Annotated in this window: 24 protein-coding genes and 1 tRNA gene; 15 read left to right on the forward strand and 10 right to left on the reverse strand. The window is 61.9% G+C overall.

Translation table 11 applies throughout. The features are described 5' to 3' along the window. The 3 genes from PVZ80_RS23660 to PVZ80_RS23670 form a co-directional block, all read right to left on the reverse strand. Positions 1–459 (reverse strand): tripartite tricarboxylate transporter TctB family protein, encoded by a 459-nt coding sequence (locus tag PVZ80_RS23660; protein WP_106696711.1) that lies wholly within the window; start codon positions 457–459, stop codon positions 1–3. A 56-nt stretch (positions 460–515) separates the two neighbouring features. Beyond that, positions 516–1,502, reverse strand: coding sequence for a Bug family tripartite tricarboxylate transporter substrate binding protein (locus PVZ80_RS23665; RefSeq protein ID WP_101281941.1), 987 nt, complete (start codon positions 1,500–1,502; stop codon positions 516–518). 81 nt (positions 1,503–1,583) lie between these two features. Beyond that, positions 1,584–2,876, reverse strand: a complete 1,293-nt coding sequence (locus PVZ80_RS23670; RefSeq protein ID WP_009042579.1) for an OprD family porin — start codon at positions 2,874–2,876, stop codon at positions 1,584–1,586. 236 nt (positions 2,877–3,112) lie between these two features. Here PVZ80_RS23670 and PVZ80_RS23675 point away from each other — a divergent pair, with 236 nt between their 5' ends. Both PVZ80_RS23675 and PVZ80_RS23680 read left to right on the forward strand, forming a co-directional pair. Continuing rightward, positions 3,113–3,784: a response regulator gene (locus PVZ80_RS23675; RefSeq protein WP_009042580.1), complete on the forward strand. Its 672-nt coding sequence runs from the start codon at positions 3,113–3,115 to the stop codon at positions 3,782–3,784. Further along, positions 3,777–5,162 carry a sensor histidine kinase gene (locus PVZ80_RS23680; protein ID WP_009047482.1) on the forward strand — a complete coding sequence of 462 codons (1,386 nt, stop codon included), beginning with the start codon at positions 3,777–3,779 and terminating at the stop codon, positions 5,160–5,162. The genes PVZ80_RS23675 and PVZ80_RS23680 overlap by 8 nt, the downstream gene beginning before the upstream one ends. A 17-nt stretch (positions 5,163–5,179) precedes the next feature. Here PVZ80_RS23680 and PVZ80_RS23685 read toward each other — a convergent pair whose 3' ends face one another. Next, entirely contained in the window at positions 5,180–6,001 is an 822-nt protein-coding gene (locus PVZ80_RS23685) for an HDOD domain-containing protein (protein WP_103331529.1), read from the reverse strand. A 37-nt stretch (positions 6,002–6,038) separates the two neighbouring features. Continuing rightward, positions 6,039–6,980, reverse strand: a complete 942-nt coding sequence (gene ygfZ, locus PVZ80_RS23690) for a CAF17-like 4Fe-4S cluster assembly/insertion protein YgfZ (protein ID WP_101281944.1) — start codon at positions 6,978–6,980, stop codon at positions 6,039–6,041. Between the two features lie 149 nt (positions 6,981–7,129). Here ygfZ and PVZ80_RS23695 point away from each other — a divergent pair, with 149 nt between their 5' ends. Both PVZ80_RS23695 and PVZ80_RS23700 read left to right on the forward strand, forming a co-directional pair. Beyond that, a complete protein-coding gene (locus PVZ80_RS23695; protein WP_007930227.1) occupies positions 7,130–7,384 on the forward strand; it encodes an FAD assembly factor SdhE in 255 nt (84 codons plus the stop codon). Then, positions 7,368–7,820, forward strand: a complete 453-nt coding sequence (locus tag PVZ80_RS23700) for a protein YgfX (protein WP_009047485.1) — start codon at positions 7,368–7,370, stop codon at positions 7,818–7,820. The genes PVZ80_RS23695 and PVZ80_RS23700 overlap by 17 nt, the downstream gene beginning before the upstream one ends. Here PVZ80_RS23700 and nadB read toward each other — a convergent pair. Continuing rightward, a complete protein-coding gene (gene nadB / locus PVZ80_RS23705) occupies positions 7,789–9,405 on the reverse strand; it encodes an L-aspartate oxidase (protein WP_110176181.1) in 1,617 nt (538 codons plus the stop codon). The two genes, PVZ80_RS23700 and nadB, sit on opposite strands and share 32 nt — an antisense overlap. A 570-nt stretch (positions 9,406–9,975) precedes the next feature. On the opposite strand from nadB, the gene rpoE reads away from it, so the two are divergent. From rpoE to PVZ80_RS23725, 4 genes are all read left to right on the forward strand, one after another. Then, positions 9,976–10,557: an RNA polymerase sigma factor RpoE gene (rpoE, locus tag PVZ80_RS23710; RefSeq protein WP_007930230.1), complete on the forward strand. Its 582-nt coding sequence runs from the start codon at positions 9,976–9,978 to the stop codon at positions 10,555–10,557. Between the two features lie 31 nt (positions 10,558–10,588). After that, positions 10,589–11,176 (forward strand): sigma-E factor negative regulatory protein, encoded by a 588-nt coding sequence (locus tag PVZ80_RS23715; RefSeq protein ID WP_009042586.1) that lies wholly within the window; start codon positions 10,589–10,591, stop codon positions 11,174–11,176. An 8-nt stretch (positions 11,177–11,184) separates the two neighbouring features. Continuing rightward, positions 11,185–12,147, forward strand: a complete 963-nt coding sequence (locus PVZ80_RS23720; protein ID WP_053268421.1) for a MucB/RseB C-terminal domain-containing protein — start codon at positions 11,185–11,187, stop codon at positions 12,145–12,147. Between the two features lie 245 nt (positions 12,148–12,392). Then, the gene (locus PVZ80_RS23725; protein WP_009047488.1) at positions 12,393–13,820 is read left to right on the forward strand and encodes a DegQ family serine endoprotease; all 1,428 of its coding nucleotides are present in this window, start codon (positions 12,393–12,395) and stop codon (positions 13,818–13,820) included. Positions 13,821–13,896: 76 nt separating this feature from the next. Here the strand turns inward: PVZ80_RS23725 and PVZ80_RS23730 are convergent, their stop codons facing one another. Then, positions 13,897–15,330 (reverse strand): M48 family metalloprotease, encoded by a 1,434-nt coding sequence (locus PVZ80_RS23730; RefSeq protein WP_007930234.1) that lies wholly within the window; start codon positions 15,328–15,330, stop codon positions 13,897–13,899. A gap of 97 nt (positions 15,331–15,427) precedes the next feature. Here PVZ80_RS23730 and PVZ80_RS23735 point away from each other — a divergent pair, with 97 nt between their 5' ends. Together PVZ80_RS23735 and PVZ80_RS23740 are read left to right on the forward strand one after the other, a co-directional pair. Further along, the gene (locus PVZ80_RS23735; RefSeq protein WP_007930235.1) at positions 15,428–15,667 is read left to right on the forward strand and encodes a sulfurtransferase TusA family protein; all 240 of its coding nucleotides are present in this window, start codon (positions 15,428–15,430) and stop codon (positions 15,665–15,667) included. 41 nt (positions 15,668–15,708) lie between these two features. After that, positions 15,709–16,779, forward strand: a complete 1,071-nt coding sequence (locus PVZ80_RS23740) for an AI-2E family transporter (protein ID WP_007930236.1) — start codon at positions 15,709–15,711, stop codon at positions 16,777–16,779. A 71-nt stretch (positions 16,780–16,850) separates the two neighbouring features. Here the strand turns inward: PVZ80_RS23740 and PVZ80_RS23745 are convergent, their stop codons facing one another. Both PVZ80_RS23745 and PVZ80_RS23750 read right to left on the reverse strand, forming a co-directional pair. Then, a complete protein-coding gene (locus tag PVZ80_RS23745) occupies positions 16,851–17,324 on the reverse strand; it encodes a peroxiredoxin (protein ID WP_038630836.1) in 474 nt (157 codons plus the stop codon). A 10-nt stretch (positions 17,325–17,334) separates the two neighbouring features. After that, complete coding sequence (locus tag PVZ80_RS23750; RefSeq protein WP_007930238.1) at positions 17,335–17,895, reverse strand: glycine cleavage system protein R; 561 nt, start codon at positions 17,893–17,895, stop codon at positions 17,335–17,337. Between the two features lie 326 nt (positions 17,896–18,221). Here PVZ80_RS23750 and dapA point away from each other — a divergent pair, with 326 nt between their 5' ends. The 5 genes from dapA to PVZ80_RS23775 all read left to right on the forward strand — a co-directional run bounded on the left by dapA (position 18,222) and on the right by PVZ80_RS23775 (position 21,906). Next, positions 18,222–19,100, forward strand: a complete 879-nt coding sequence (dapA, locus tag PVZ80_RS23755; RefSeq protein WP_009047491.1) for a 4-hydroxy-tetrahydrodipicolinate synthase — start codon at positions 18,222–18,224, stop codon at positions 19,098–19,100. Positions 19,101–19,117: 17 nt separating this feature from the next. Further along, on the forward strand, positions 19,118–20,230 hold the full coding sequence (gene bamC, locus PVZ80_RS23760; RefSeq protein WP_038630838.1) for an outer membrane protein assembly factor BamC: 1,113 nt from the start codon (positions 19,118–19,120) through the stop codon (positions 20,228–20,230). 4 nt (positions 20,231–20,234) lie between these two features. Continuing rightward, the gene (locus PVZ80_RS23765; protein WP_273864652.1) at positions 20,235–20,993 is read left to right on the forward strand and encodes an MBL fold metallo-hydrolase; all 759 of its coding nucleotides are present in this window, start codon (positions 20,235–20,237) and stop codon (positions 20,991–20,993) included. Positions 20,994–21,021: 28 nt separating this feature from the next. Next, a complete protein-coding gene (gene purC, locus PVZ80_RS23770) occupies positions 21,022–21,732 on the forward strand; it encodes a phosphoribosylaminoimidazolesuccinocarboxamide synthase (RefSeq protein ID WP_007930242.1) in 711 nt (236 codons plus the stop codon). Positions 21,733–21,816: 84 nt separating this feature from the next. Then, positions 21,817–21,906, forward strand: a tRNA-Ser gene (locus PVZ80_RS23775). 162 nt (positions 21,907–22,068) lie between these two features. Here PVZ80_RS23775 and PVZ80_RS23780 read toward each other — a convergent pair. After that, positions 22,069–25,096, reverse strand: a 3,028-nt coding sequence (locus PVZ80_RS23780; RefSeq protein WP_273864653.1) for an Ig-like domain-containing protein, incomplete at its 5' end; no start/stop codon positions are given.

The following is a 25,096-nucleotide window of genomic DNA, read 5'->3' on the forward strand; positions in this document are numbered from 1 at the left end:
TCAGTTCTCCAGAACGTCGAGCAGGCCCAGGGGCAGTGGCACGTCCATCACCCGGTCGAAGAGTACGTACAGACCGATGGCCATCAGCGTGGTGACCACGGCGCTGGGCACCCAGCGGCCGCCGTACAGGCGCGCCATCGGAATGCCGATCAGGATGCTGCTGAGAATGAAACCCAGGGGTTCGAACAGACCGGCGAAGATCAGCAGCAGGACCACGCAGATGCTGATCTTGGTCAGGGTTTCACGGTCCAGCGGCGGTTCGTCTTCGCTGTGCTTGATCGGCGCCGGGCGAAACACCATGTACAGCAGCGCCAGGCCCATCAGCCCGAGCATCAGCAGGGGAAAGGCGCGCGGGCCGACCGGTTCGTAGGAAAAAGCGGCCTGGTAAGGCCAGGCCATCAGTGCCAGGCCCAGGCAGACCAGGAGCAGCAGCGAGGCGAAAATGCGTTGTAAGAGCATGGGAAACTCCTGGGCCCTGCCCCCGCGAAAGGGGCAGGACCGCTAGACAGGGGCGATCACTGGATCAGGCCGAACTCTTTGGCCAGGGTCTTGTAGTCGGCCACCTGTTTCTTCACGTAGGCGTCCAGTTCCGGCCCGGTCATGGCGAACGGGAAGAGTTCGCGCTGGTCGCGCAGCTTGGCGAACTCTTCGGAAGCCAGCAGCTTGTCGAAGGCGTCTTTCCACCAGGCGTAGTCTTCGTCGCTGACCTTTGGCCCGAGGTAGAAGCCGCGCACCACTGGCCAGACGATGTCGTAGCCTTGCTCCTTGGCGGTCGGGATGTCTTTCATTTCCGGCTCGTCCAGGCGCTTGTCGGAGAACACCGCGAGCAGGCGCATGTCACCGCTCTGGATGTGCGGCATGGAGTCGGAGATGTCGGTACTGCCGACCTGGATGTGCCCGCCCAGCAGCGCGGTGGCGATTTCGCCGCCGCCTTCCAGGGCCACGTAGCGCAGGTCGCGCGGGTTGATCCCGGCGGCCTTGGCGATCAGCGCGGTCTGCATCCAGTCCTGGCTGCCGACGGTACCGCCGGAGCCGATCACCACCGAGCTTGGGTCTTTCTTCAGGGCCTTGACCAGGTCGTCGAGGGTCTTGTACGGCGAGTCGCTCTTCACGGCGATGGCGCCATAGCTGGTGCCGACCGCGGCCAGCCAGCGCACTGCGCTTTCATCGAAGCGGCCGAACTTGCCCTGGGCCAGGTTCAGCAGCGAACCGCTGGACCAGGCCACCAGTGTGCCGGCGTCGGCCGGACGCTGGGCCACCACCGCGTTGTAGGCCACCGCGCCGACACCGCCGGGCATGTAGGTCACGCGCATTGGTTTGGTCAGCAGCTTTTCGTTGACCAGCGCGCTCTGCGCCAGTTTGCAGGTCAGGTCGAAACCGCCGCCGGGGGAGGCCGGGGCGATGCATTCCGGGCGCTTGGGTTCGCCACTGGCGGCGAGCAGTTGACCGGCGAACAGCATACAGCCGGTGGCGAGGGCCAATTTACGCAGTGATGGGTTCATGCTTGTCTCCACAGGAGTTGTTGTTGTGTATTGCATGCCAGGGGCTTCGGCAGGTGTCAGCACTTGCCGAAGGTCGGTCGATTACCAGAGCGCCAGGCTGTAGCTCACCAGCAGGCGCACTTCATCCGCATCGCGGGCCGAATAGTTGGAACGGTAGGTGGCGTTGCGCAGGCGCACAGCGACGTCCTTGAAGGTGCCGCTTTGCACCACGTACTTGATCTCGGTGTTGCGTTCCCATTCCTTGCCGGTGTCGCCGTTTTTCAGGGCGATGTTGTCACCGCTCAGGTAGCGGGTCATGAAGGTCAGGCCGGGGATGCCGAGCTTGCCGAAGTCGTAGTCGTAGCGGGCTTGCCAGGAGCGTTCTTCGGCGCCGGCGAAGTCGTTGATCTGCACGAAGTTGACCAGGTACGGGTCGGCCCCGTCGAGGTAGGGGAAGGCGCTGTCGCCGGACATGTGCTGGTAGCCGGCGCTGAGTTTATGCCCGTTCAGGGCATAGCTCACCAAACCGTTGAGGGACTTGTTGTCGATCTTGCCGCCGCGGGCCTGGCCCTGGTCGTCACTGACGGCGAAGCGCAGGTCCGTGGCGAAGGTGCCCGGGCCCATTGGCTGCGAGGCGAGGAGGCCGAAGAAGTGCTGGTTGTAGACCTCGGCGAGCTGGGCGAAGTGGTAGCTGCCGGTGATCTTGTCGGTGAACTTGTAGTCCAGGCCGCCGAAGTCGAAGTGCTTGCCGGCGACGGTGCCGGCGAAGCGGCTGTTCTTGTTGTTGAGGGCGATGTCCTCGAAGTCGGTGCTGTCGCGGTCCTTGGCTTTCTCCAGGCGCCCGCCGGTGAAGGTCAGGTTCTTGATTTCCCTGGAGGTCAGCAGGCCGCCCTCGAAGGTCTGCGGCAGGATGCGTCCGTCGTTGGGCTTGATGGTCGGCAGTTCTGGGATCAGGCTGCCGATCTTCAGTTCGGTGGCGGAGATCTTCACTTTGCCGGTCAGGCCGACCTTGGAGTACTCGTCGGCGGCGCGCCCGTCGTCGTGGGTCGGCAGCAGGCCGGTGCCGGTGCGGTCGGGGCTGGAGTCGAGCTTGATGCCGAGCATGCCCAGCGCATCGACGCCGAAGCCCACGGTGCCGTCGGTGTAGCCCGATTGCAGGTTGAGCATGAAGCCCTGGGCCCATTCGTCGCGCTTGGATTGCTGGGCACTGGTGCCGCTGCGGAAATCGCGGTTGAAGTACATGTTGCGGGTTTCGAGGGTGGCGCTGCTGTCTTCGAAGAAGGCGGCTTGGCTGATCGGTGAGAAACCGGCAAGGGCGGCGGCGCTGGCGAGGGCGGTGTGGCTGAGACGGGAAAAACGAACAGGCTGGCAGGCCTGAGGCTGCATGGACAGCATCGTGTTGTACTCCGTTATTGTTCTTATTGGCGAAAACGCTTCGAGGCGTTTTTCGGGAGGCCACCGGGGGGTAGCCACGGAAGTCGAAACAATCCGTGACAGGACTCTAAAGGGCCAACCTTTCGCTAACCTTTCAGCAGACTTTCACGGTTTTCGGGCTTCACAGCAGCGGTCCCGGCTGTAAACTCCGCGGCAATAAAAAGTGCCGTCGATCCCCTGAACGAGGTAGGAAATCCATGCGCGTGCTTCTCGTCGAAGACCACCTGCAGCTGGCTGAAAGTGTCGCCCAGGCGCTCAAGAGCACGGGCTTGACCGTGGATGTGCTGCACGATGGGGTCGCCGCGGACCTGGCCCTGGGTAGCGAGGATTACGCCATGGCGATCCTCGATGTGGGCCTGCCGCGCCTGGATGGTTTCGAAGTGCTGGCGCGCCTGCGAGCGCGGGGCAAGAACCTGCCGGTGCTGATGCTGACCGCGCGCAGCGATGTGAAGGACCGGGTCCACGGCCTCAACCTGGGGGCGGACGACTACCTGGCCAAGCCCTTCGAGCTGACCGAGCTGGAAGCGCGGGTCAAGGCCCTGCTGCGGCGCAGCGTGCTCGGCGGCGAGCGGGTGCAGCGCTGCGGAGTGCTGGCCTACGACCTCGATACCCGGCGTTTTACCCTCGGTGAAGAACTGCTGACGTTGACCTCTCGCGAGCAGGCGGTGCTCGAGGCGCTGATCGCCCGGCCGGGGCGGGTCATGAGCAAGGAGCAACTGGCTTCCCAGGTCTTCGGCCTGGATGAAGAGGCCAGCCCGGATGCCATCGAAATCTATGTCCATCGCTTGCGCAAGAAACTCGACGGCCAGCCGGTGGCCATCGTCACCTTCCGTGGCCTCGGCTACCTGCTGGAAAGCCGCGATGCATAGGCCCAGCAGCCTGCGCTGGCGCCTGCTGTGGAACCTGGCGCTGCTGCTGGTGGTATTGATGCTGGCCAGCGGCCTGAGTGCCTACTGGAACGGCCGCGAGGCGGCGGACACCGCCTACGATCGGACCCTGCTGGCCTCGGCCCGCACCATCGCCGCCGGCCTGTCCCAGCGCGACGGCGGCCTGAGCGCCAATGTGCCCTATGTCGCCCTCGATACCTTCGCCTACGACAGCGCCGGGCGGATCTATTACCAGGTCAACGACATCCACCAAAAACTGATTTCCGGTTACGAAAACCTGCCCGGTCCGCCGCCGGGCACGCCGCGCACCGACGATTACCCGGCGCTGGCGCGGTTCTACGATGCCACCTATCAAGGGCAGAACGTCCGGGTGGTGAGCCTGCTCAAGGCGGTCAGCGAGCCGAACATGAACGGCATGGCGGAGATTCGCGTGGCGGAGACCGACGAGGCGCGGGTCCGCATGGCGCGCAGCCTGATGGCCGATACCCTGTTGCGCCTGGGCATGCTGGCCATGGGGGCCTTGCTGCTGGTGTGGTTCGCGGTCAGCGCCGCGTTGCGTCCGCTGGAGCGTTTGCGCAGCGCGGTGGAAGAGCGCCAGCCCGATGATTTGCGCCCCTTGCCGCTGGTCGAGGTGCAGCGCGAGCTGTGGCCACTGGTGCGGGCGCTGAATCACTTCACCGAGCGGCTGCGTGGGCAGTTCGAGCGCCAGGCGCAGTTCATCGCCGATGCCGCACACGAATTGCGCACCCCGTTGGCGGCACTCAAGGCACGCCTGGAACTGGGGCTGCGGGCGTCGGAACCCGAGACTTGGCGCAGCACCCTGGAAAGCGCCGCCCAGGGCACCGATCGCCTGACTCACCTGGCCAATCAGTTGCTGTCCCTGGCGCGGATCGAAAACGGTGCCCGGGCGATTGCCGAGGGCGGCGCGCAATTGCTCGATCTCAGCCAGCTGGCCCGCGAACTGGGCATGGCCATGGCGCCCTTGGCCCACGCCCGGGGGATCGCCCTGGCCCTGGAAGCCGACGAGCCGGTCTGGCTACGCGGCGAGCCGACCCTCTTGAACGAGCTGCTGAGCAACCTGGTGGACAATGCCCTGGCCCACACCAGGCCGGGCGGAAACGTGATCCTGCGGGTCAGTGCACCGGCGGTGCTGGAGGTGGAGGACGACGGCCCGGGGATTCCGCTGGAAGACCGCGACCGGGTATTCGAGCGTTTCTACCGGCGCAACCCCCATGTCGCCGGTTCCGGCCTGGGCCTGGCGATCGTCGGCGAAATCTGTCGCGCCCATCTGGCGCAGATCAGCCTGCACGATGGCGCGCAGGCGGGGCTGAAGGTGCGGGTAAGTTTTAACGCGGGCTAGCGGCTAGCGGTACAGGTTCAGTAGAACATTGACTGCGACTCGGCCAGGTCGCTGCACATCACCTTGTTCTCGGGGTCGATTCCGAGCTTTTTGAAGGCCGGTACGCTGAGGAGATCGATCTTCGCCAGCGGGTGGTTGGTGTCCTTGTGGCAATACAGGCTGGCGACCTGCACCAGGTCGACGTAATCCACACGTGTGGACTGACGCTTGAAGTCCAGGTACTGCCCCGGCAATTTGGCCAGCTGTTCCGGAAACTCCCAGACCTGTAGCAACTTGTCGCCCAGTAACGGGTGGATGCGTTCGATCACGTGGTTGAGGCTGACCGGGTCGGACAGCAGCTCATAATGATCTTCCGCATAGGTCAGGATCGGCAGCACGCCGATCTGATGCACCAGTCCGCCAAGGGCGGCCTGGTCGGGTTTCAACTGGGTATGGCTGCGGCACAGGGCATAGCTGACGCCGGCCACTTCCAGGCTTTTGCGCCAGACGTCGTGCATTTTCTGTGCGATCACCTCCGAGCGGGCATGGAAAATCTGCTCCATGACCAGGCCGATGGCCAGGTTGCTGCTGTAATTGACCCCCAGCCGGGTAATCGCGGTGTGCAGGTCGGTGACTTCCTGGGTGGCGCGCAGCAGGGGGCTGTTGACCACTTTGATCAGGCGCGCCGACAGCGCCGTATCACGGCCAATCACTTTGCTCAGGGTACTGACGCTGATTTCCGGATCTTCAGCGGCCCGGCGAATCTGCAGGGCCACTTCCGGTAACGTTGGCAGAACCAGGTCATCGTTATCGATGGCCTCAACCAAATCCTGTTGGACCTTTTCCGCCAGCTCACTCATTTCTGTTCTCTAGGGGTATTGCAGGAAGTTGCGGCGATCAGCGCTGGATTTCTCGATCGCGATCCAGCTGGTAAGGCAGGTCCAGCAACTGCAGCCCGGGACCTTCGAGCGCGCCGAGATGGAGATTGCCATCCTCTGCTGCTTCGGCTTGCAGTACGGCCAGGAGTTCAATGTTTTGTTCGGCGCGCGCGGCGATCACCACTTCGCCGATGGAGCTGCCGTGGGTCGGGGAGAACAGCGGGGTACCGGGTTCCGGCAACTCTTCGACGTTCAGGGCCAGGCGGTAGAGGCGGCGCTTGAGTTTGCCCAGGTACTGCATGCGCGCGACGATTTCCTGGCCGGTGTAGCAGCCTTTCTTGAAACTGACGCCGCCGATGGCCTGCAGGTTGAGCATTTGCGGGATGAACAGCTCGCGGGTGGCCGGCATGACCTGGCCGATACCGGCGCGGATCTGGCCCAGCAACCATTGGTTGAGATCGCCTTCGGGCAGTTGCGCGGCCAGCTGTTCGCGCAGGCCTTCAGCTTTATCTGCCGGGGCCCAGAGCTCGGCCCGGTCCGCTGAGACACGAATGGCGATCAGGCCGTCGCTGCGGGCGACCGCGCCGTCTTCCGCCGGCAGCTGCAGTCCGAGACCGGCCAGCAGCGCATCGGCGTTGCCCAGGCCGAAGCGCGCCCACAGGGCGCTTTCATCGCTGAGCTTGGCCTTGGAAAACACCGCGTATTTTTTCAGGTCCGCCAGTTGCGGCTCCAGCAACTCGGTGGCCATGGCCAGCAGGCAGCCATCGCCTTCGAGCAGGATGCGAAAGCTCGATTGCATGCGGCCTTTCTGGGTGCAACGGGCGCCCAGGCTGGATTGGCTATCGCTGAGGTAATTGAGATTGCAGGTCAGCTGGCCCTGAAGGAACTTGCTGGCATCGGGGCCGCGGACGGCGAGAACGCCCTCGTGGGACAGGGAGCAGAAAAAAGCGGAATCAGCCATGGGTCATCGCAGGGTAAAAAGTCTGGCGAACATCATAAGGTGGTGCCCTTGAAATGGGTAGTTCACAAAGGATGGGTGGCGATCGACCAAAGCCGACTGTTCTGGCGTCCGTCGGACTGTATACTTGCGCTCTATTTGAGGAGCGCTCCATGGTCGAAGATGTTGAACTGAACCGCCTCTACTGGCACAGCCGCCGCGGCATGCTGGAACTGGACGTGTTGCTGGTGCCATTCGTGAAAGAAGTCTATCCGCATCTGAACGATGTTGACCGTGCCTGCTACGTCAGGCTGCTCGAATGCGAAGATCAGGACATGTTCGGCTGGTTCATGGAACGCTCCGAATCCGAAGATCCCGAGCTGCAACGCATGGTCCGCATGATCCTGGATCGTGTCCAACCCAAGTAACACCTTCGAATGCCGCTGGCAGCCTTCCAGGCAATTGCTGGCGGCCTATCTCCTGGCCCAGCTGTTTGCGCTGGGCGCCTTGCTGATGCTCGATATTCCGCTTTGGGCCGGTCTGTTCGGGGCTCTGCTGTGCCTGGGCCACGCAGTCTGGACGTTGCCGCGGCGGATTCTGCTGAGTCATCCCTCGGCTTTCAGCGGTCTGCGTCGCGATGCCGATGGCTGGCAGTTGTGGTGCGCGGGGCAGGGCTGGCGGCCGGTGCAACTGCGGCCTGACAGCCTGGCGCTGCCGTTGCTGGTGGTGTTGCGTTTTCGCTTGCCGGGCGAGCGCTGGGTGAGGTCGGTCTGTGTGCCGCGGGATGCGCAGGCGGCCGATGTGCATCGGCGCCTGCGCGTGCGGCTCAAGTTCAGTCGCCGTAGGTGGGCGGCACCAGAATAGTGTCCAGTGCCTGGGGCAGCAGGTTCGGGTAGTCGAGGGTGTAATGCAGGCCCCGGCTTTCCTTGCGCTCCATGGCTGAACGAATCATCAGCTCGGCGACCTGGGCCAGGTTGCGCAGCTCGATCAGGTCGCGACTGACCTTGTAGTTGCTGTAGAACTCATCGATTTCGTCCAGCAGCAGGCGCACCCGGTGCTGAGCCCGTTGCAGGCGCTTGTTGGTGCGCACGATACCGACATAGTCCCACATGAATCGCCGTAGTTCGTCCCAGTTGTGCGCAATGATCACGTCTTCGTCGGAATCGGTGACCTGGCTGGCGTCCCAGGCGGGCAGGGCGATCGGAATGGCGATCTGTGGCAGTTGCTCGAGAATGTCGGCGGCCGCGGAACGGGCATAGACGAAGCATTCCAGCAGCGAGTTGCTGGCCATGCGGTTGGCGCCGTGCAGGCCGGTGAAGCTGGTTTCGCCAATGGCATACAGGCCCGGAACGTCGGTGCGGCCCTGCTGGTCGACCATCACCCCGCCGCAGGTGTAGTGCGCGGCCGGTACCACCGGGATCGGCTGCTTGGTGATGTCGATGGAGAATTCCAGGCAGCGTTCGTACACGGTCGGGAAGTGGCTTTTGATGAAGGCTTCCGGCTTGTGGCTGATGTCCAGGTACACGCAGTCGATACCCAGGCGCTTCATTTCATGGTCGATGGCCCGGGCGACGATATCCCGCGGCGCCAGTTCGGCACGCGGGTCGAAACGCGGCATGAAGCGTTCACCGTTGGGCAGCTTCAGGAGTGCGCCCTCGCCGCGCAGGGCCTCGGTGATCAGGAAACTCTTGGCCAGCGGATGGTAGAGGCAGGTCGGGTGGAACTGGTTGAACTCCAGGTTGGCCACCCGGCAGCCCGAACGCCAGGCCATGGCGATGCCATCGCCACAGGCGCCATCGGGGTTGCTGGTATAGAGGTAGACCTTGGCGGCACCGCCGGAAGCGAGGATGACAAAACGCGCACCGTAGGTGTCGACTTCGCCGGTGGCGCGGTTGAGTACATAGGCGCCGAGGCAGCGATCGCCTTCCAGCCCCAGGCGTTTTTCGGTAATCAGATCGACGGCGACCCGCTGTTCCAGCAACTCGATATTCGGGCGTTGCCGGGCCTGGTCCAGCAATGTCGTGAAGATGGCCGCGCCGGTGGCGTCGGCGGCATGGATGATGCGGCGATGGCTGTGGCCGCCTTCGCGGGTCAGGTGGAATTCGAAACCGCCGTCTTCATTGCCCGATTGTTCGTCACGGGTGAAGGGCACGCCCTGATCGATCAGCCATTGAATGGCCTCGCGGCTATGCTCGACGGTAAACCGCACCGCGTCTTCGTGGCACAGGCCGCCACCGGCATTGAGGGTGTCGTCGACGTGGGATTCGACGGTATCGGTGTCGTCCAGCACTGCCGCGACGCCACCCTGAGCCCAATAGGTCGAGCCATTGGCGAGATCGCCTTTGCTCAATACGGCGATGCGCAGATGACCGGGCAAGGTCAGCGCAAGGCTCAAACCGGCAGCGCCGCTGCCTATCACCAGAACATCGTGTTGAAACTGTTGGCTCATTGGAAGATTCCGCTCAAAAGCGACCCGGGTCGGGGTTGGCGCAAGACGCCTGGATCGGCGAGTCAAAGCAGCCATGCAGCCCACTAGTATATAGAGGGGGGGATCGGCACAATAGCGGTGCCTTCGTGGCATTATGAAATTATGGGCGCGGGAAAAGGCGGTGTTGCGAGGCAGTGGCGGGCGGTTAGATTTTTCCGTCAAATCGGGAAACTGGCGACTGTATCGAAGATGTAGCAACCTTTTTCTCTTCATGGTTACACAATGTTCGCCCTGCACGGCTATAAAGATTGGGAACTTTTGACACGGCCCCAAACTCAATAGAAGGTTGCCTGATAGAAGGGACAGCGTCGGTTTTATGCAGGACTTGTGTTGTGGTCATGCAACTCAATTCGACGACAGGATTATTCGCGCAGCCGGCCTTGCCCGCGCTGCGTTTTTCGTGCGTGCCAAATCAGAGCCCGCAGGAAACTTGCTTGGAGGGGGAGAACTTTTGCGAAAAGCCCGAGTCTATGTTTGCAAGCCTGATCGTTTAGTTATGCAAGCTTCCTCCGAGCTTATCGAGGAGTGTTCATGCTAACCCAGGAAGAGGATCAGCAGCTGGTCGAGCGCGTTCAGCGCGGCGACAAGCGAGCTTTCGATCTGCTAGTGCTGAAATACCAGCACAAAATTCTCGGGTTGATCGTGCGTTTCGTGCACGACACCCATGAAGCCCAGGATGTTGCACAAGAAGCCTTTATCAAGGCTTACCGTGCGCTTGGTAATTTCCGCGGTGACAGTGCGTTTTATACGTGGCTGTATCGTATCGCCATCAACACGGCGAAAAACTATCTGGTTTCACGCGGCCGCCGGCCGCCGGATAGCGATGTCAGTTCCGAGGATGCGGAGTTCTACGATGGCGATCATGGCCTCAAGGATCTCGAATCTCCAGAGCGCGCATTGCTGCGGGATGAGATCGAAGGCACCGTCCATCGAACCATTCAGCAACTGCCAGAAGATTTGCGTACGGCTTTAACTTTACGTGAATTCGATGGTCTGAGTTACGAGGACATTGCCAGCGTCATGCAATGTCCGGTGGGTACCGTGCGCTCCCGGATTTTCCGCGCTCGGGAGGCCATCGATAAAGCCCTGCAGCCGTTGTTGCAGGAAACCTGAGACAGCGGCGACAGCCAAGAGAGGAACCGCCATGAGTCGTGAAGCCCTGCAGGAATCGCTGTCCGCGGTGATGGATAACGAAGCGGACGAACTGGAATTGCGTCGGGTATTGAATGCCGTCGACGAAGTGGAAACCCGTGAGACCTGGGCTCGTTACCAGATCGCCCGGGCGGCCATGCACAAGGAATTGCTGCTTCCGCGTCTGGACATCGCCGCGGCCGTTTCTGCTGCGCTGGCTGACGAAGCCGTACCGGCCAAGGCCACTCGTGGTCCATGGCGCAGCCTGGGTCGCCTGGCTGTTGCTGCGTCGGTGACCGTTGCCGTGCTGGCGGGTGTTCGCCTGTACAACCAGGACGAGATCGCTGGTGTCGAACTGGCACAGCAATCGAACCAGCCAACCCTGGCCGCTCCTCAAGTAAAAGGCCCAGCTGTATTGGCCGGCTACAATGAGAGTTCGGAAGCCACTGGCCCTATGGCCAACGGCGTATTGCAAGGTCAGCCAGGCTGGCACGATCAGCGTCTGCCAAGCTACTTGCGTCAGCATGCTCAACAAGCTGCACTGAAGGGCACTGAAAGCGCTCTGCCTTATGCTCGTGCGGCGAGCCTGGAAAACCGTTAAGGAGGATCATGCGCGCCATCCCTCTACTCTCGCTTCTGCTCAGTGGCTGGTTCATCGTTCCAGCCCACGCCGACGAAGCTCAGGATTGGTTGAAACGTCTTGGGCAAGCCGAACAGCAGCAAAGCTTCCAGGGTACTTTCGTCTACGAGCGTAACGGTAGTTTTTCTACCCATAACATCTGGCATCGCGTCCAGGATGGCCAGGTCCGCGAGCGGTTGATTCAGCTCGACGGTTCCGCTCAAGAGGTTGTGCGTGTTGATGGGCGTACCCAATGTGTCAGCGGTACGCTGGTGGCTGGACTGGGGGATGCTCCCAACGCTTCGGCCCACTCACTCGATCCAGAAAAGCTCAAGAATTGGTACGACCTTGCCGTCATCGGCAAGTCGCGTGTGGCTGGGCGTGCGGCGGTCATTGTTTCCCTGACCCCACGGGACCAGCACCGTTATGGTTTTGAATTGCATCTGGACCGCGAGACGGGCCTGCCGCTGAAATCGTTGCTATTGAACGATAAGGGGCAGTTGCTCGAGCGCTTCCAGTTCACTCGCCTGGATACGGCTGATGTGCCGAAGGACAGCGAGTTGCAGGCCAGCGCCGAATGCAAGGCTGTGGCCCTGGACAGCGACAAGGCTTCCGCGGTGAAGGCTGCGCAGGTCTGGCATTCCGACTGGTTACCGCCAGGCTTCGAGTTGACCAGCAGCAGTGCGCGCAAGGATCCCGACACCAAGGCCATGGTCAACAGCTTGATGTATGACGATGGCCTGGCCCGCTTCTCGGTGTTCCTCGAGCCGCTCAACGGTGCGACGGTGACCGACACTCGCACTCAACTGGGCCCAACCGTGGCGGTATCCCGGCGCCTGACCACGCCTGAAGGCGAAATGATGGTAACGGTGGTGGGCGAGATCCCTATCGGCACCGCCGAACGGATCGCCTTGTCGATGCGTACCGACGCCGCTGCGCCCAAGGCGCAGTGAGTACAGCCCAGGTGTTCATCGAGCGTTAATGTTGGTTGTGTAAGAGGTCTGCAATGCCAGCTCTGCAATCGAGATATCTAAATGTTCGGTGAACATTTTCATTTGCAAAACCCCCTGTTTTTTCTTATAGGTCAGAGCCACTAGGTTCTGGCCTTGTTTGTCGTTTCCGGGACAAAAGTACTGCGCGAGTCGCCTGGTATTTCTTGTCCCTATCGCTTAACCACGCTCGTTGTAATGGGAGCCGTATGTCGATACCACGTTTGAAATCCTATCTCTCCATTTTCGCTACTGTGCTGGTGCTCGGTCAGGCCGTTACCGCGCAGGCGGCGGACTTGCCTGACTTCACACAACTGGTCGAGCAGGCATCGCCTGCAGTGGTCAACATCAGTACCACGCAGAAGCTCCCGGACCGCAAGGTTTCCGCCCAGATGCCAGACCTCGAAGGCTTGCCGCCGATGCTGCGCGAGTTTTTCGAGCGTGGCATGCCGCCGCAGCCGCGTTCGCCACGGGGCGATCGCCAGCGTGAAGCCCAGTCCCTGGGTTCTGGCTTCATCATTTCGTCGGACGGTTACATCCTGACCAACAACCATGTGATCGCCGACGCGGATGAAATCCTTGTCCGCCTGGCTGACCGCAGCGAACTCAAAGCCAAGCTGATCGGTACCGATCCACGTTCCGACGTGGCATTGCTGAAGATCGATGGCAAGGACCTGCCAGTGCTGAAACTGGGCAAATCCCAGGACCTGAAGGCCGGCCAGTGGGTGGTGGCCATTGGTTCGCCATTTGGTTTCGACCACACCGTGACCCAGGGCATCGTTAGTGCCATCGGTCGTAGCCTGCCGAACGAAAACTACGTGCCGTTCATCCAGACCGACGTGCCGATCAACCCGGGTAACTCCGGTGGTCCGCTGTTCAACCTGGCCGGTGAAGTCGTGGGTATCAACTCGCAGATCTACACCCGTTCCGGTGGCTTCATGGGTGTGTCCTTCGCTATCCCGATCGATGTCGCCATGGATGTTTCCAACCAGCTGAAAGCCGGTGGCAAAGTCAGCCGCGGCTGGCTGGGCGTGGTCATCCAGGAAGTGAACAAGGACCTGGCGGAATCCTTCGGCCTGGAGAAACCGGCCGGTGCGCTGGTGGCACAGATCCAGGACGACGGTCCGGCAGCGAAGGGCGGCCTGCAGGTGGGCGATGTGATCCTGAGCATGAACGGTCAACCGATCATCATGTCGGCGGACCTGCCGCATCTGGTCGGTGCCCTCAAGGCAGGCGCGAAAGCCAACCTTGAAGTGATTCGTGACGGCAAGCGCAAGAACGTCGAATTGACCGTTGGTGCGATTCCGGACGAAGACAAGACCCTGGATGTCATCAGCAAGTCCGGTGCCGAGCGCAGCAGCAACCGTCTGGGCGTTGCGGTGGTCGAGTTGACCGATGAGCAGAAGAAAGCCTTCGACCTCAAGGGTGGTGTGGTGATCAAGGAAGTCCAGGATGGCCCAGCCGCGCTGATCGGCCTGCAGCCGGGTGATGTGATCACTCACCTGAACAATCAGGCGATCACTTCAACCAAGAACTTCACCGAAATCGCCCAGGCGCTGCCAAAGAACCGTTCGGTCTCGATGCGGGTTCTGCGTCAGGGGCGCGCCAGCTTCATTACCTTCAAGCTGGCCGAGTAATCCGCTTAGCGGGTTGATCGCGCAATAAAAAGCCCGCCTCGGAAGAGGCGGGCTTTTTTGTGGGCGCCGGTCGGGCTCAGCGCATCATGTCCTTGACCATCTGCTCCTGGTCCATCAACTCACGCTGACGTGCGTCGATCCGCGAAGACAGGGGAAAGTTGCTGCCGGCGCGGCGTTTGGCGAAATCCAGCTGCTGGATCGCCTGGCGATAGTCGCCGACCAGGGCAAAGTATTCGGCCCGCGCCTGATGCAGGCCGATGATGTTGCCGGACAGGCCACGGGTTTCCGCCACCGAGTACCAGACGTCCGGATCATCGGAGCGGGTCTTGAGCAGGCTTTCCAGAGCCTTTTCGGCGTCCGCCGGGCGATTCTGCTTGAGCAGCAGATCGACCCTGACCTGGTTCAGTGGATAGTTGCCCGGGTACTGCGCAAGCATTTTATCCACCCGGGCCTGAGCGTCGGAAAAACGGCTGGTGGCGGTATCCAGATCAATCTGGGCCAGGTTGTAAGTGATGTCGTTAGGCTGCTTGGCCAGCAGTTGCTTGAGGTTTTCCCGGGCATCGTTGAACTGGCTGCCCTTGATCTGGGCGATGGCGAGTCCGTAGCGGGCGATGTCGTTTTTCGGGTTTTCGTCGAGCTGGGCACGGAAACGCTTGGCGCCCATGCCGGGAGACTCTTCGTAGATCAGTTGCACGCGTGCGCGGATCAGCTGGTAGCGCAGGCTGTCTTCCTTGCCGCCAGCCTTGGCCTGTTCGGCACGGTTGCGGGTGTCGGCGATCCGCGATTCGGTGACCGGGTGAGTCAGCAGGAACTCCGGCGGCTTGGCGTCGAAGCGGTACTGACGCATCAGGCGCTCGAACATGGTCGGCATGGAGCGCGGGTCATAACCGGCCTTTTCCAGGTTGAGGATGCCGATACGGTCGGCTTCCTGCTCGTTTTGCCGAGAGAAGCGCCGTTGTTCCTGGATGGCCGCGGCCTGGGTGCCGGCAATGGCGGCGATCCCGGCGTCGCCACCACCCGCCGCGGCGATCACGATACCGGCCAGCAGGGCGGCCATCATCGGCACCTGCATGCGTTGCGAGGCCTCGACGCCACGGGCGAAGTGGCGTTGCGACAAGTGCGCCAATTCGTGAGCCAGCACCGAGGCGTATTCGCCTTCGGTCTGGGCATTGAGGAACAGCCCGCCGTTGACCCCGACAATCCCGCCGGGAGCGGCAAAGGCGTTGAGCTGCGGGCTGTTGATCAGGATGAACTCGAGACGCCGGTCGTTGACTTGGCTGGTCTCGACCAGCTTGTAGACGCTGGTTTCGACGTAATCCTTGAGTTGCGGGTCGTTGAGTTGCGAAACCTGGCTGCGCAGCAACGCCAGCCAGGCGCGGCCCAGTTGGTGTTCCTGTTGGGGCGAGACAATGGCAGAACTGGCATCACCGAGTGACGGCAGGTCGTCGGCGAAGCCTGGTGAGGCGAGCAGGCAAGCGAGCGTCAGCAGGGTAGGGCGCAAAAAAGTCATGCACAAAGCCTTAGTCGACAAAGAGTCTACTGTAGCCGGACACCAGGCCTTGGACCAGATATTCTAGGCACCTCGACGACCCTCCCGGAGTGACGCAATGACTGATGCTGTAGCCCACGACGCCGAGCTCGATGCCAGCGGCCTGAACTGCCCGCTGCCGCTGCTCAAGGCCAAGATGGAACTCAATCGCCTGGCCAGCGGCGCGGTGCTCAAGGTGATCGCCACGGATGCCGGTTCCCAGCGCGACTTTCGCACCTTTGCCCGTTTGGCCGGTCATACCCTGCTGCGCGAGGAAGACGAAGCCGGGGTCTATCGTTACTGGCTGAAGAAGGCCTGAACCGCCCCGGAAATCATCGCGCCTCTGTCTAAGGATCATTGATGTTCAAAGTGTTACGCGACTGGATTCAGCGCTACTTCTCCGACGAAGAGGCTGTGGTGCTGGCCGTTCTGTTGTTCCTGGCCTTCACCGCCGTGCTGACCTTGGGCGGCATGCTCGCGCCAGTGTTGGCGGGAATGGTGCTGGCCTACCTGATGCAGGGGCTGGTGCTCACGCTGGAGCGCTGGCGTTTGCCTGGCGGGGCGGCGGTGGGCCTGGTGTTTGCCTTGTTCATGGGGCTGCTGCTGGTGTTCATCGTGGTCGTCGTGCCGCTGCTGTGGCATCAGTTGATCACTTTGTTCAACGAGCTGCCGGGAATGCTCGCCAAGTGGCAATCGCTGCTTCTGCTGTTGCCGGAGCGTTACCCACACCTGGTGTCCGACGAACAGGTGTTGCAGGCGATCGAGGTGGCGCGTGGCGAGATCGGCAAGTTCGGCCAGTGGGCGCTGACCTTCTCGCTGTCCAGCCTGCCACTGCTGGTCAACATCATGATCTATCTGGTGCTGGTGCCGATCCTGGTGTTTTTCTTCCTCAAGGACCGGGCGATGATCAGCCAGTGGGTGCGCGGTTACCTGCCGCGCGAGCGGGCGCTGATCACCCGGGTGGCCCAGGAGATGAACCGGCAGATCGCCAATTACATTCGTGGCAAGGTGATCGAGATCGTCATTTGTGGTGGAGTGACCTACATCGCCTTCGTGGCCTTGGGGCTGAACTACGCGGCCCTGCTGGCATTGCTGGTGGGGATTTCGGTAGTGGTGCCCTACGTCGGGGCGGTGGTGGTGACCGTGCCGGTAGCGCTGATCGCCTTGTTCCAGTGGGGCTGGAGCGACCAGTTCATCTATCTGATGGCGGTCTACGGGATCATTCAGACCCTGGACGGCAACGTGCTGGTGCCGCTGCTGTTCTCCGAGGCAGTGAACCTGCATCCAGTGGCGATCATCTGTGCGGTGCTGCTGTTTGGCGGGTTGTGGGGCTTCTGGGGCGTATTTTTCGCGATTCCCCTGGCCACTCTGTTCAAGGCGGTACTGGATGCCTGGCCGCGCAAGGAGCCGGTCGTGGCGCCCTTGCTCTAGAACGGCTCTGTCCTGGAAATGAAAAGGGGGCGGCTGATTCAGCCGCCCCCTTTTTTAGTCGTTTACCCCGCTCAGGCCTTATTCAGCGCCTGCGCGGCAGCCAGTACCGCATCCACGTGGCCTGGCACTTTCACGCCACGCCATTCCTGGCGCAGCACGCCATCCTTGTCGATCAGGAAGGTGCTGCGATCGACGCCCATGTATTCCTTGCCGTAGAGCTTCTTCAGCTTGATCACGTCGAACAGCTGGCAGACGGCTTCGTCCTTGTCGCTGATCAGCTCGAAGGGGAATTCCTGCTTGCACTTGAAGTTCTCATGGGACTTCAGGCCATCGCGGGATACGCCGAACACCTCGGTGTTGGCGGCCTTGAACGCGGCGTATTGATCGCGAAAGCCCTGGCCTTCGGTGGTGCAGCCCGGGGTGCTGTCCTTGGGGTAGAAGTAGATCACCACCTGCTTGCCCTTGAGCGCGGCGAGGCTGACGGTCTGACCGCTGGTGGCCGGGGCTTCGAAGTTGGCAACAGGTTGGTCGATGGCAACGGCCATTGGGGCTTCCTTACATTGGGTTCTGTGGGCGCCAGGGTTCGATCAACGCATCGAGATTCATGGCGTCGGCGAAGTCCAGGAACTGATCGCGCAGCCAGCTGATCTGGGTGCCGGCCGGCAAGGTCACGGTAAAGGTGGCGTTGAGCATGGTGCCGCCGGTCTGCGGGGCCTGATAGGTGTCGCAGGTCAGGTTTTCCAGCTCGACATGGTGGTCGATGAAGAACTGGCACAGTTCGTTGACGATGTCCGGGCGGTAGGCGGCGCTGACGTAAGCCACATAAGGCAGGGCCTGCGGGCGGTTTTCCAGGGCCGCGCTGCGTACCACGTTGACGGTGAAGGCGTATTTCTTCGCCAGCGACGGCAGGCCGGCCTCCAGGCGCGCCAGGGCATCCCAGCTGCCGGAAACCTCCAGGACCAGCGCGCTGCACTCGCCGTGGCGGGTCAGGCGGGAGGTCACCACGGCACAGCGGTTTTCATGGCTGGCGCGGCACAGGACGTTGGTCAGCTCCATGGGGTTGGCGCCGAGGGCACTGATGACAAGGAATTGTTCGCGGACTGTGGGGGTGGACATGCAGCATTCCTAAAGCGATGAGCGGTCGATACTTTTACAGGCTCGAGTACTGGGTAAACGTCCGGATGCGGTTTCAGAAGCCCTGAACCGCCCGGTTGCAACGAACTCCATAAAGGCGAGAGCGAAGGGCGGCAACGCGGGATTGGGGCTTCGGATGCCGAAAAGGGAGGCTGGAACCCGGCGTACGAGCTTAGCAGTACCGATCAAAGTCTGAAGGGTAGCGAAATACATCGCTCAGGGGAATGCTCGCAGCGCGGTACTTCGCTTGTGCAAGCATCTTGGCGCCAGTACCATTACCGCTCTCTTTTTCCGGCAGGAGCGGTTGCATGATTGCGGGCAGTATGGTGGCACTGGTCACACCCATGGATGCACAGGGTCGTCTCGACTGGGACAGCCTGAGCAAACTGGTGGACTTCCACCTGCAAGAGGGCACCAACGCCATTGTGGCGGTCGGCACTACAGGTGAGTCGGCTACCCTCGATGTGAACGAACACATCGAAGTGATTCGTCGCGTGGTCGCTCAGGTTGCAGGGCGCATCCCGGTGATCGCCGGTACCGGCGCGAACTCGACGCGCGAAGCGATCGAACTGACCACCAACGCGAAGATCGCCGGTGCCGACGCGTGCCTGCTGGTGACCCCTTATTACAACAAGCCGACGCAAGAAGGCCTGTATCAGCATTTCCGTGCCATCGCCGAAGCCGTCGATATCCCGCAGATCCTCTATAACGTGCCGGGTCGCACCGCTTGCGACATGAAGGCCGAGACCGTGATCCGCCTGTCGACCGTGCCGAACATCATCGGCATCAAGGAAGCCACCGGCGACCTGCAGCGCGCCAAGGACATCCTGGCCGGCGTGAGCAGCGACTTCCTGGTGTATTCCGGCGACGACGCAACCGCCGTCGAACTGATCCTGCTGGGCGGCAAGGGCAATATTTCGGTGACCGCCAACGTGGCGCCAAAAGCCATGAGCGAGATGTGCGCCGCGGCGATGCGTGGCGATGCCGCCACCGCCCGGGCGATCCACGAGAAGCTGATGCCGCTCAACAAGACGCTGTTTATCGAATCCAACCCTATTCCCGTGAAATGGGCCCTGTGCGAGATGGGCTTGATGGCGAACGGTATCCGTCTGCCGCTCACCTGGCTCAGTGCTGCCTGTCACGAACCGCTGCGGCAGGCCATGCGCCAGTCCGGCGTATTGGTTTAATTGAGGAAGTACTACGCATGAAGCGATTGGCCGGACTTTCCGCACTTGCCTTGATTATCTCCAGCACCAGTGGCTGCGGTTGGATCTGGGGGCCGGAAGGCTACTTCCGTGACCGCGGCAGCGATTACCTGCAAGCGCAACAGACCGCACCGATGCAACTGCCGTCGGATGTCAGCACCTCCAAACGCCTTGATCCGCTGTTGCCGATTCCGCGCAACGTGGCCGACGACACCGTCAAGGGCGAATACATCGTGCCGCGTCCGCAGCCGCTGGGCTCGGTGGCCGATGCCAGCGACTACACCCTGCAGAAGAGCGGCGATGCACGTTGGGTCATGGCCCAGCACGCCCCGGCCGAAGTCTGGCCGGTGGCCATGCAGTTCTTCCAGGACAACGGTTTCCGTATCGACGACCAACGCCCGCAAACCGGCGAGTTCAGCACCGCCTGGCAGCGTTCCGACGAGCTCTCCGCATCCATGGCCAAGCGCCTGGGCAGCGTAGGTTCGGCCGATAACGAAACCCGCGTGCGGGTGCGTATCGAACCCGGCGTGCAGCGCAATACCAGTGAAGTCTACGTGGTCAGCGCCGAGCGTCCTGTCGGCAGTACCTCCAACGTCGATTTCACCAACCGTTCGGTCAACACCAGCCTGGATGCCGCGCTGGTCGACGAAATGCTTGCCAGCATGAGCCGCAGTGCCGAGAAGGGCGGTTCGGTCTCCCTGCTGGCTGCGCGTGATTTCGATACCCCAAGCCGTGTCAGCCTCACCGAGGACGGCAGCGGCAACGTGGTGCTCAACCTCGGCGAAGACCTCGACCGCGCCTGGTCGAGCGTCGGCCGCGCCCTGGAACAGGGTGAGTGGCGCGTTGAAGACATCAACCGCAGCCTGGGCCTGTACTACATCAACCTGGCGGAAAAAGCCGAGAAGAAAAACGACGAGCCGGGCTTCTTCGGCAAGTTGTTCGGCAGCGCACCGGCCAAGGAAGAAATCGAAGCCCGCGCCGAGCGTTATCAGGTTCGCCTGAGCAAGGTGGGCGACAACGTCCAGGTCACCGTCGAGAAAGACATCAACACCGTTGCCCCGCCTGAAGTGGCGCGCAAAGTGTTGACTGTGATTCAGGACAACCTGGGCTGATCCGATGCGTTTCGCCGTTCTCGGCAGTGGTAGTCAAGGGAATGGCACGCTGATAGCCAGTGACGACACCTACGTCCTGGTGGATTGTAGTTTCTCCTTGCGCGAAACCGAGCGGCGCCTGTTGCGCTTGGGGGTAGCCCCCGCGCAGCTGAGCGCGATTCTGGTAACCCACGAACATGCCGACCACGTGCATGGCGTGGGTTTGCTGTCTCGGCGCTACAATTTACCGGTCTACCTCAGTCGCGGCACGTTGCGCGGGATGCGCAAGCCGGTGGACGCCGCGGGTTTTCTCGCCGGGGGCGAGACGCTTCAGGTCGGTGCCTTGAGCATCGACGTGACCCGCGTCGCCCACGATGCGCTGGAACCTGTGCAGTACGTGTTCAGTGACGGCCAGCGGCGTTTCGGCCTGCTGACCGACCTGGGTTCCTACTGCGACACGGTGATCGACCGCTATCGCGGGCTGGATGCCTTGATGATCGAGGCCAATCACTGCCGCGACATGCTGGCCCGAGGTTACTACCCGTATTTCCTCAAGCAGCGGGTCGGTGGGGAAATGGGACATTTGAACAACCATCAGGCCGCAAGCCTGGTGGCCGAGTTGGGCTGGCAGGACCTGCAGCATCTGGTACTGGCCCACCTCAGCAGCAAGAACAACCTGCCGCAGCTGGCCCGGCAATGTTTTGTCGACACCCTCGGGTGCGACCCGGACTGGCTGCAACTGGCCGATCAAGATTCAGGGCTCGACTGGCGCCACATCGCCTAGCCCACCTACTTAGCAAGCGGAGCCCATCATGGAAAAACGTGAAGAACTCTACCGTGGCAAAGCCAAATCGGTTTACAAGACCGACGACGCCGACCGCCTGGTCCTGCTGTTTCGCAACGACACCTCGGCGTTCGACGGCAAGCGTATCGAGCAGCTCGATCGCAAAGGCATGGTGAACAACAAGTTCAACGCCTTCATCATGCAGAAGCTCGAAGAGGCCGGCGTGCCGACCCAATTCGACAAACTGCTGGGCGACAACGAGTGCCTGGTGAAGAAGCTGGACATGATCCCGGTCGAGTGCGTCGTGCGTAACTACGCCGCCGGCAGCCTGGTCAAGCGCCTGGGTGTGGAAGAGGGCCTGAAACTCAACCCTTACACCTTCGAACTGTTCCTGAAGGACGACGCCAAGGGCGACCCGTTCATCAACGAATCCCACGTCGTGGCGTTCGGCTGGGGCACCGCCGAGCAACTGGCGCGCATGAAAGAACTGTCGCTCAAGGTCAACGAAGTCCTGAGCAAGCTGTTCGACGACGCTGGCCTGCTGCTGGTGGACTTCAAGCTGGAGTTCGGCGTATTCCACGGCCAGATCGTCCTGGGCGACGAATTCAGCCCGGATGGCTGCCGCCTGTGGGACAAGGAAACCCGCAAGAAGATGGACAAGGACCGCTTCCGTCAGGGCCTCGGTGATGTGATCGAAGCCTACGAAGAAGTCGCAAACCGTCTGGGCGTACCGCTGTAATCGACGCAACCGACTGATAGCACGGAAAAAATTTGCCCGAGGGGCTTCGCTTCGGGCAAAGGTGCTGTTATGATGCGCGCCGTTGGAGAGATGCCAGAGTGGCCGAATGGGACGGATTCGAAATCCGTTGTACCTTCGCGGGTACCTAGGGTTCGAATCCCTATCTCTCCGCCATTATTGAAGTAGCCGAAGCCCCTGAAAACGTTAAAGTTTTCAGGGGCTTCGTCGTTTCTGGCTGTTTTTTATTCCCCCGCTTGTTCCCCTATTGGGATTTCGAGGGGGCGCTCGATCCACATCGAGAACACTTACCCTCCCAGTCAGCTCCAGCCCAATGCATCACGCGGTCAGCGTCTGGTCGGCCTCTCCGAACCAGGTGCGCACCAGATCGGGATTGGGTGTGCCAATGTGGTCGAGCACCGCGACATCGACGAAGTGCTTGCCATTATTGGCGCCATCGGGATCCACCTGCACCGTGATGTCGCTGCCGGACTGCGCCAGTTGGACAAAGTCGGCCACCTGGCTGGTGCCGCTGACGAAGTTGGCGTTGAGCAGCGTGGAGAGGTCGAGGGTGTCACCTTCGGCGAAGTTGTAGTCGAGGATATGGTCGCCGCCTTCATTCGCGTTGAGGTAGGCGAACATGTCGGCTCCCGCGCCGCCGCTGAGGCTGTCCTCGCCGCCACGACCCACGATGATGTCGTTGCCGTCGCTGCCGCTGAGCGTGTCCGCGAGCATGCTGCCCACCAGTGTGCCGCTGGATTGGCCGTGGTAACTGACCTGGGTGCCGGCTTCGCCGCCATCGGTGACCTGGAAGTCTTCCGCCGAGTAGTGTCCCAGCAGGTTCACCTCGGCTCGATGTGCGCCGTCGTCCACCGTCAGCAGGCCGCCGGCGCCAGAGGCGTTGGCGGTGTAGCTGAGCTGGGTATTGGCACCGAAAGCGAGATCGCCGAACGTCAGCAAGTCATCGCTCTCGAGGCCGAGGATGCCGACCAGCGAGCCCGCCGCTTCAGCCTGGGCGATCACCAGCGAGCCGGCACCTGCGCCGTGAAAGGCGACGGAGGTGTGTGCGGCACCGGCGAAGGTCAGGCTGGCGTCGCCGTCGATGGTCGCGTTGCCATTGCCGGTCACGTCGGCCAGCAGGCGCAGGTCGCCACCGTTGGCCCACAGATGGCCGGTGTTTTCGACCGCGCTGGCCACTGTCATGCCGCCTGTGCCGGTGGACTCCAGTACACCGCTGTTGCTGATGGTGTGGGTGCCGGTGTCGAGCACCAGGCTGTTCATGCCGCTGGCCAGGATCAGCCCCGCATTGGCCAGTATCATTTGCCCGGCACCCAACTGGCCGGCGCCGGAAATGCGGTTGTCGACATTGGTCAGCACGGTGTCGGCGCTGCCGCCGAAAATCACATTTTGCGCGTTGTCGGATAGCAGTACCTGGCCGCCACCGGTCAAGGTCGCGCCACGGAACAGAATTTCCAGGCTGGTCTCGTTGCCGGCGGAGCCGAGTTCGATGGTGCCGCTGTTATGGAGGCCGCCACCGAACGGCATGATCGCGCCGTCGGCAATGGTGAGGGTACCGCTGTTGTGGGTGAGTGGGTCCGTATCGAACCGGAAGTTCGCTTCGCCCAGGTCCGCCGCATCGACGCCTTTGAGGGTGACCGTCTGGCCGGAGCCGATGCTGACCAGGGCATTGCCGTTTGCGTCGTTGCTGATGCTCAAGTCAGCGAAGGCGGTGGCGCTTGTGAAGCCGATCAAGTCGATCTTGTCCGCCGCGACGTCGAAGTTGTAGATCTGGTTGTTGCCGATCGGCTGGGCGAAGACGAACGTGTCGGCACCGGACGAGCCGCTCAGGTTATCGTCAGCGGACAAGGCGAAGATCGGCGAGCCCGGGGCATAGACTTCGACGTTGTTGAACACGTAGGCGCTTGCGCTGCTGCCGTCACTGTTGCTCCAGTACAGGTTGACCTCAAGCACCAACGCACCCGCGAAGTCGCTTGGGGTTGTCACGGTCAAGGCACCGGGATCGTTGGTCTGCACGGTCCAGGTGCCGTCGCCATTGTCGGTTCCTGCATTGAACACCCACCCCGAAGGAACGCCGCTGATGGCCACCGTTACGGGGCCGTCAATCTCGGCCGGTGGAATGTCGAGGGCCAGGTTGATGGGCTCGCCGGCAACGCCTGCCGGAAGGTTTGCACTGCTCCCGGCAGCCCCAGCATTACCCGCCAGGTCGGTGTAGCTGTTCGCGGCAACGTCGACTTTCACGCTACCGCCCAGCGTTCTGGTCAGCGTCGCGGTGTAGGTATCGCCATCGACCTGGGTAAAGTTGCTGAAGGTTCCGCGGGGCGCTCCGCTCGTCTTAGTCACCGAGACATCCGAAAGGCTGAAACCGCTCACTGCCTCACTGAACTGGAATGTGACCGTCGACGTAGAGCCGATCGAGCTGCCCAAGGCCGTTCCCGTCACTGTCACCGTTGGCGGTACGCTATCGACTGGCGTCTCGACAACGTTCTGCACGTTTACCGTAAGGGTCTGCGTGTCGGTTCCGCCATTGCCGTCGGCCACCTGGACGTCCACAACGTAGGCATTGTCGCCATCGGTACCCCCGATATCCTGGGCATTTTCGTAATCGGGGGCCGAATTGAAGGTCAGCACTCCGCTCGAACTGATCGAGAATTTGCTGAAGTCCGTGCCGGCCGTATTCAGGATCGAGTAGCTCAGCGTCTGCGCGGGTAGATCGGCATCGCTCGCCACCACCGTCGTGACTGCCGTAGTGTTCTCCGCCACGTTGACCGAAGCCGTCGCCCCCCCGCCGTTGGAGGTGATCACCGGGCTGTTGTCGTTGACGCCCGTCACGGTTACCACGATCGTCTGGTCGTCAAACAGCGTGCCGTCCGACGCCCGCACAATCACGTCATAGACATTGTTCGTTCCCGAATCGGTCGGTGCTTCAAAGTTGGGGGCAGAGATAAAGCTCAATGCACCTGTGCTGGTAACGATTGAGAACTTCGCGGCATCCGCTCCGCCGACGATGCTGTAGCTCAATATCTGTGCCGGCAGATCGGCATCGGTTGCCGCCACGGTCGTGACCGCTGCAGTGTTCTCCTCCAGGTTGATCGAAGCCGTCGTACCACCACCGTTGGAGGTGATGGTCGGCAAGTCATTGCTGCCGGCGATATGCACGGTAACCGAGGTGAGGGTGCCGTCGGCACTGCTCACAGCGAAGGTGTCGGTGTAGGTGGTGCCGGCGGCGAACTCGTTGTGCGCGGAGTCGGCGACGTAGGTCCAGGCACCGCCGGTGTCGATGGAGAATTTGCCGTAGTTGCCAGCGGTGTCGGTTTGGGCAATGAAGGTTGCGGCGCTGTCGACGTCG

The organism is Pseudomonas sp. B3G-3 (assembly GCF_028640915.1).
In the GTDB taxonomy this organism is placed as follows: Bacteria; Pseudomonadota; Gammaproteobacteria; order Pseudomonadales; family Pseudomonadaceae; genus Aquipseudomonas; species Aquipseudomonas chlororaphis_I.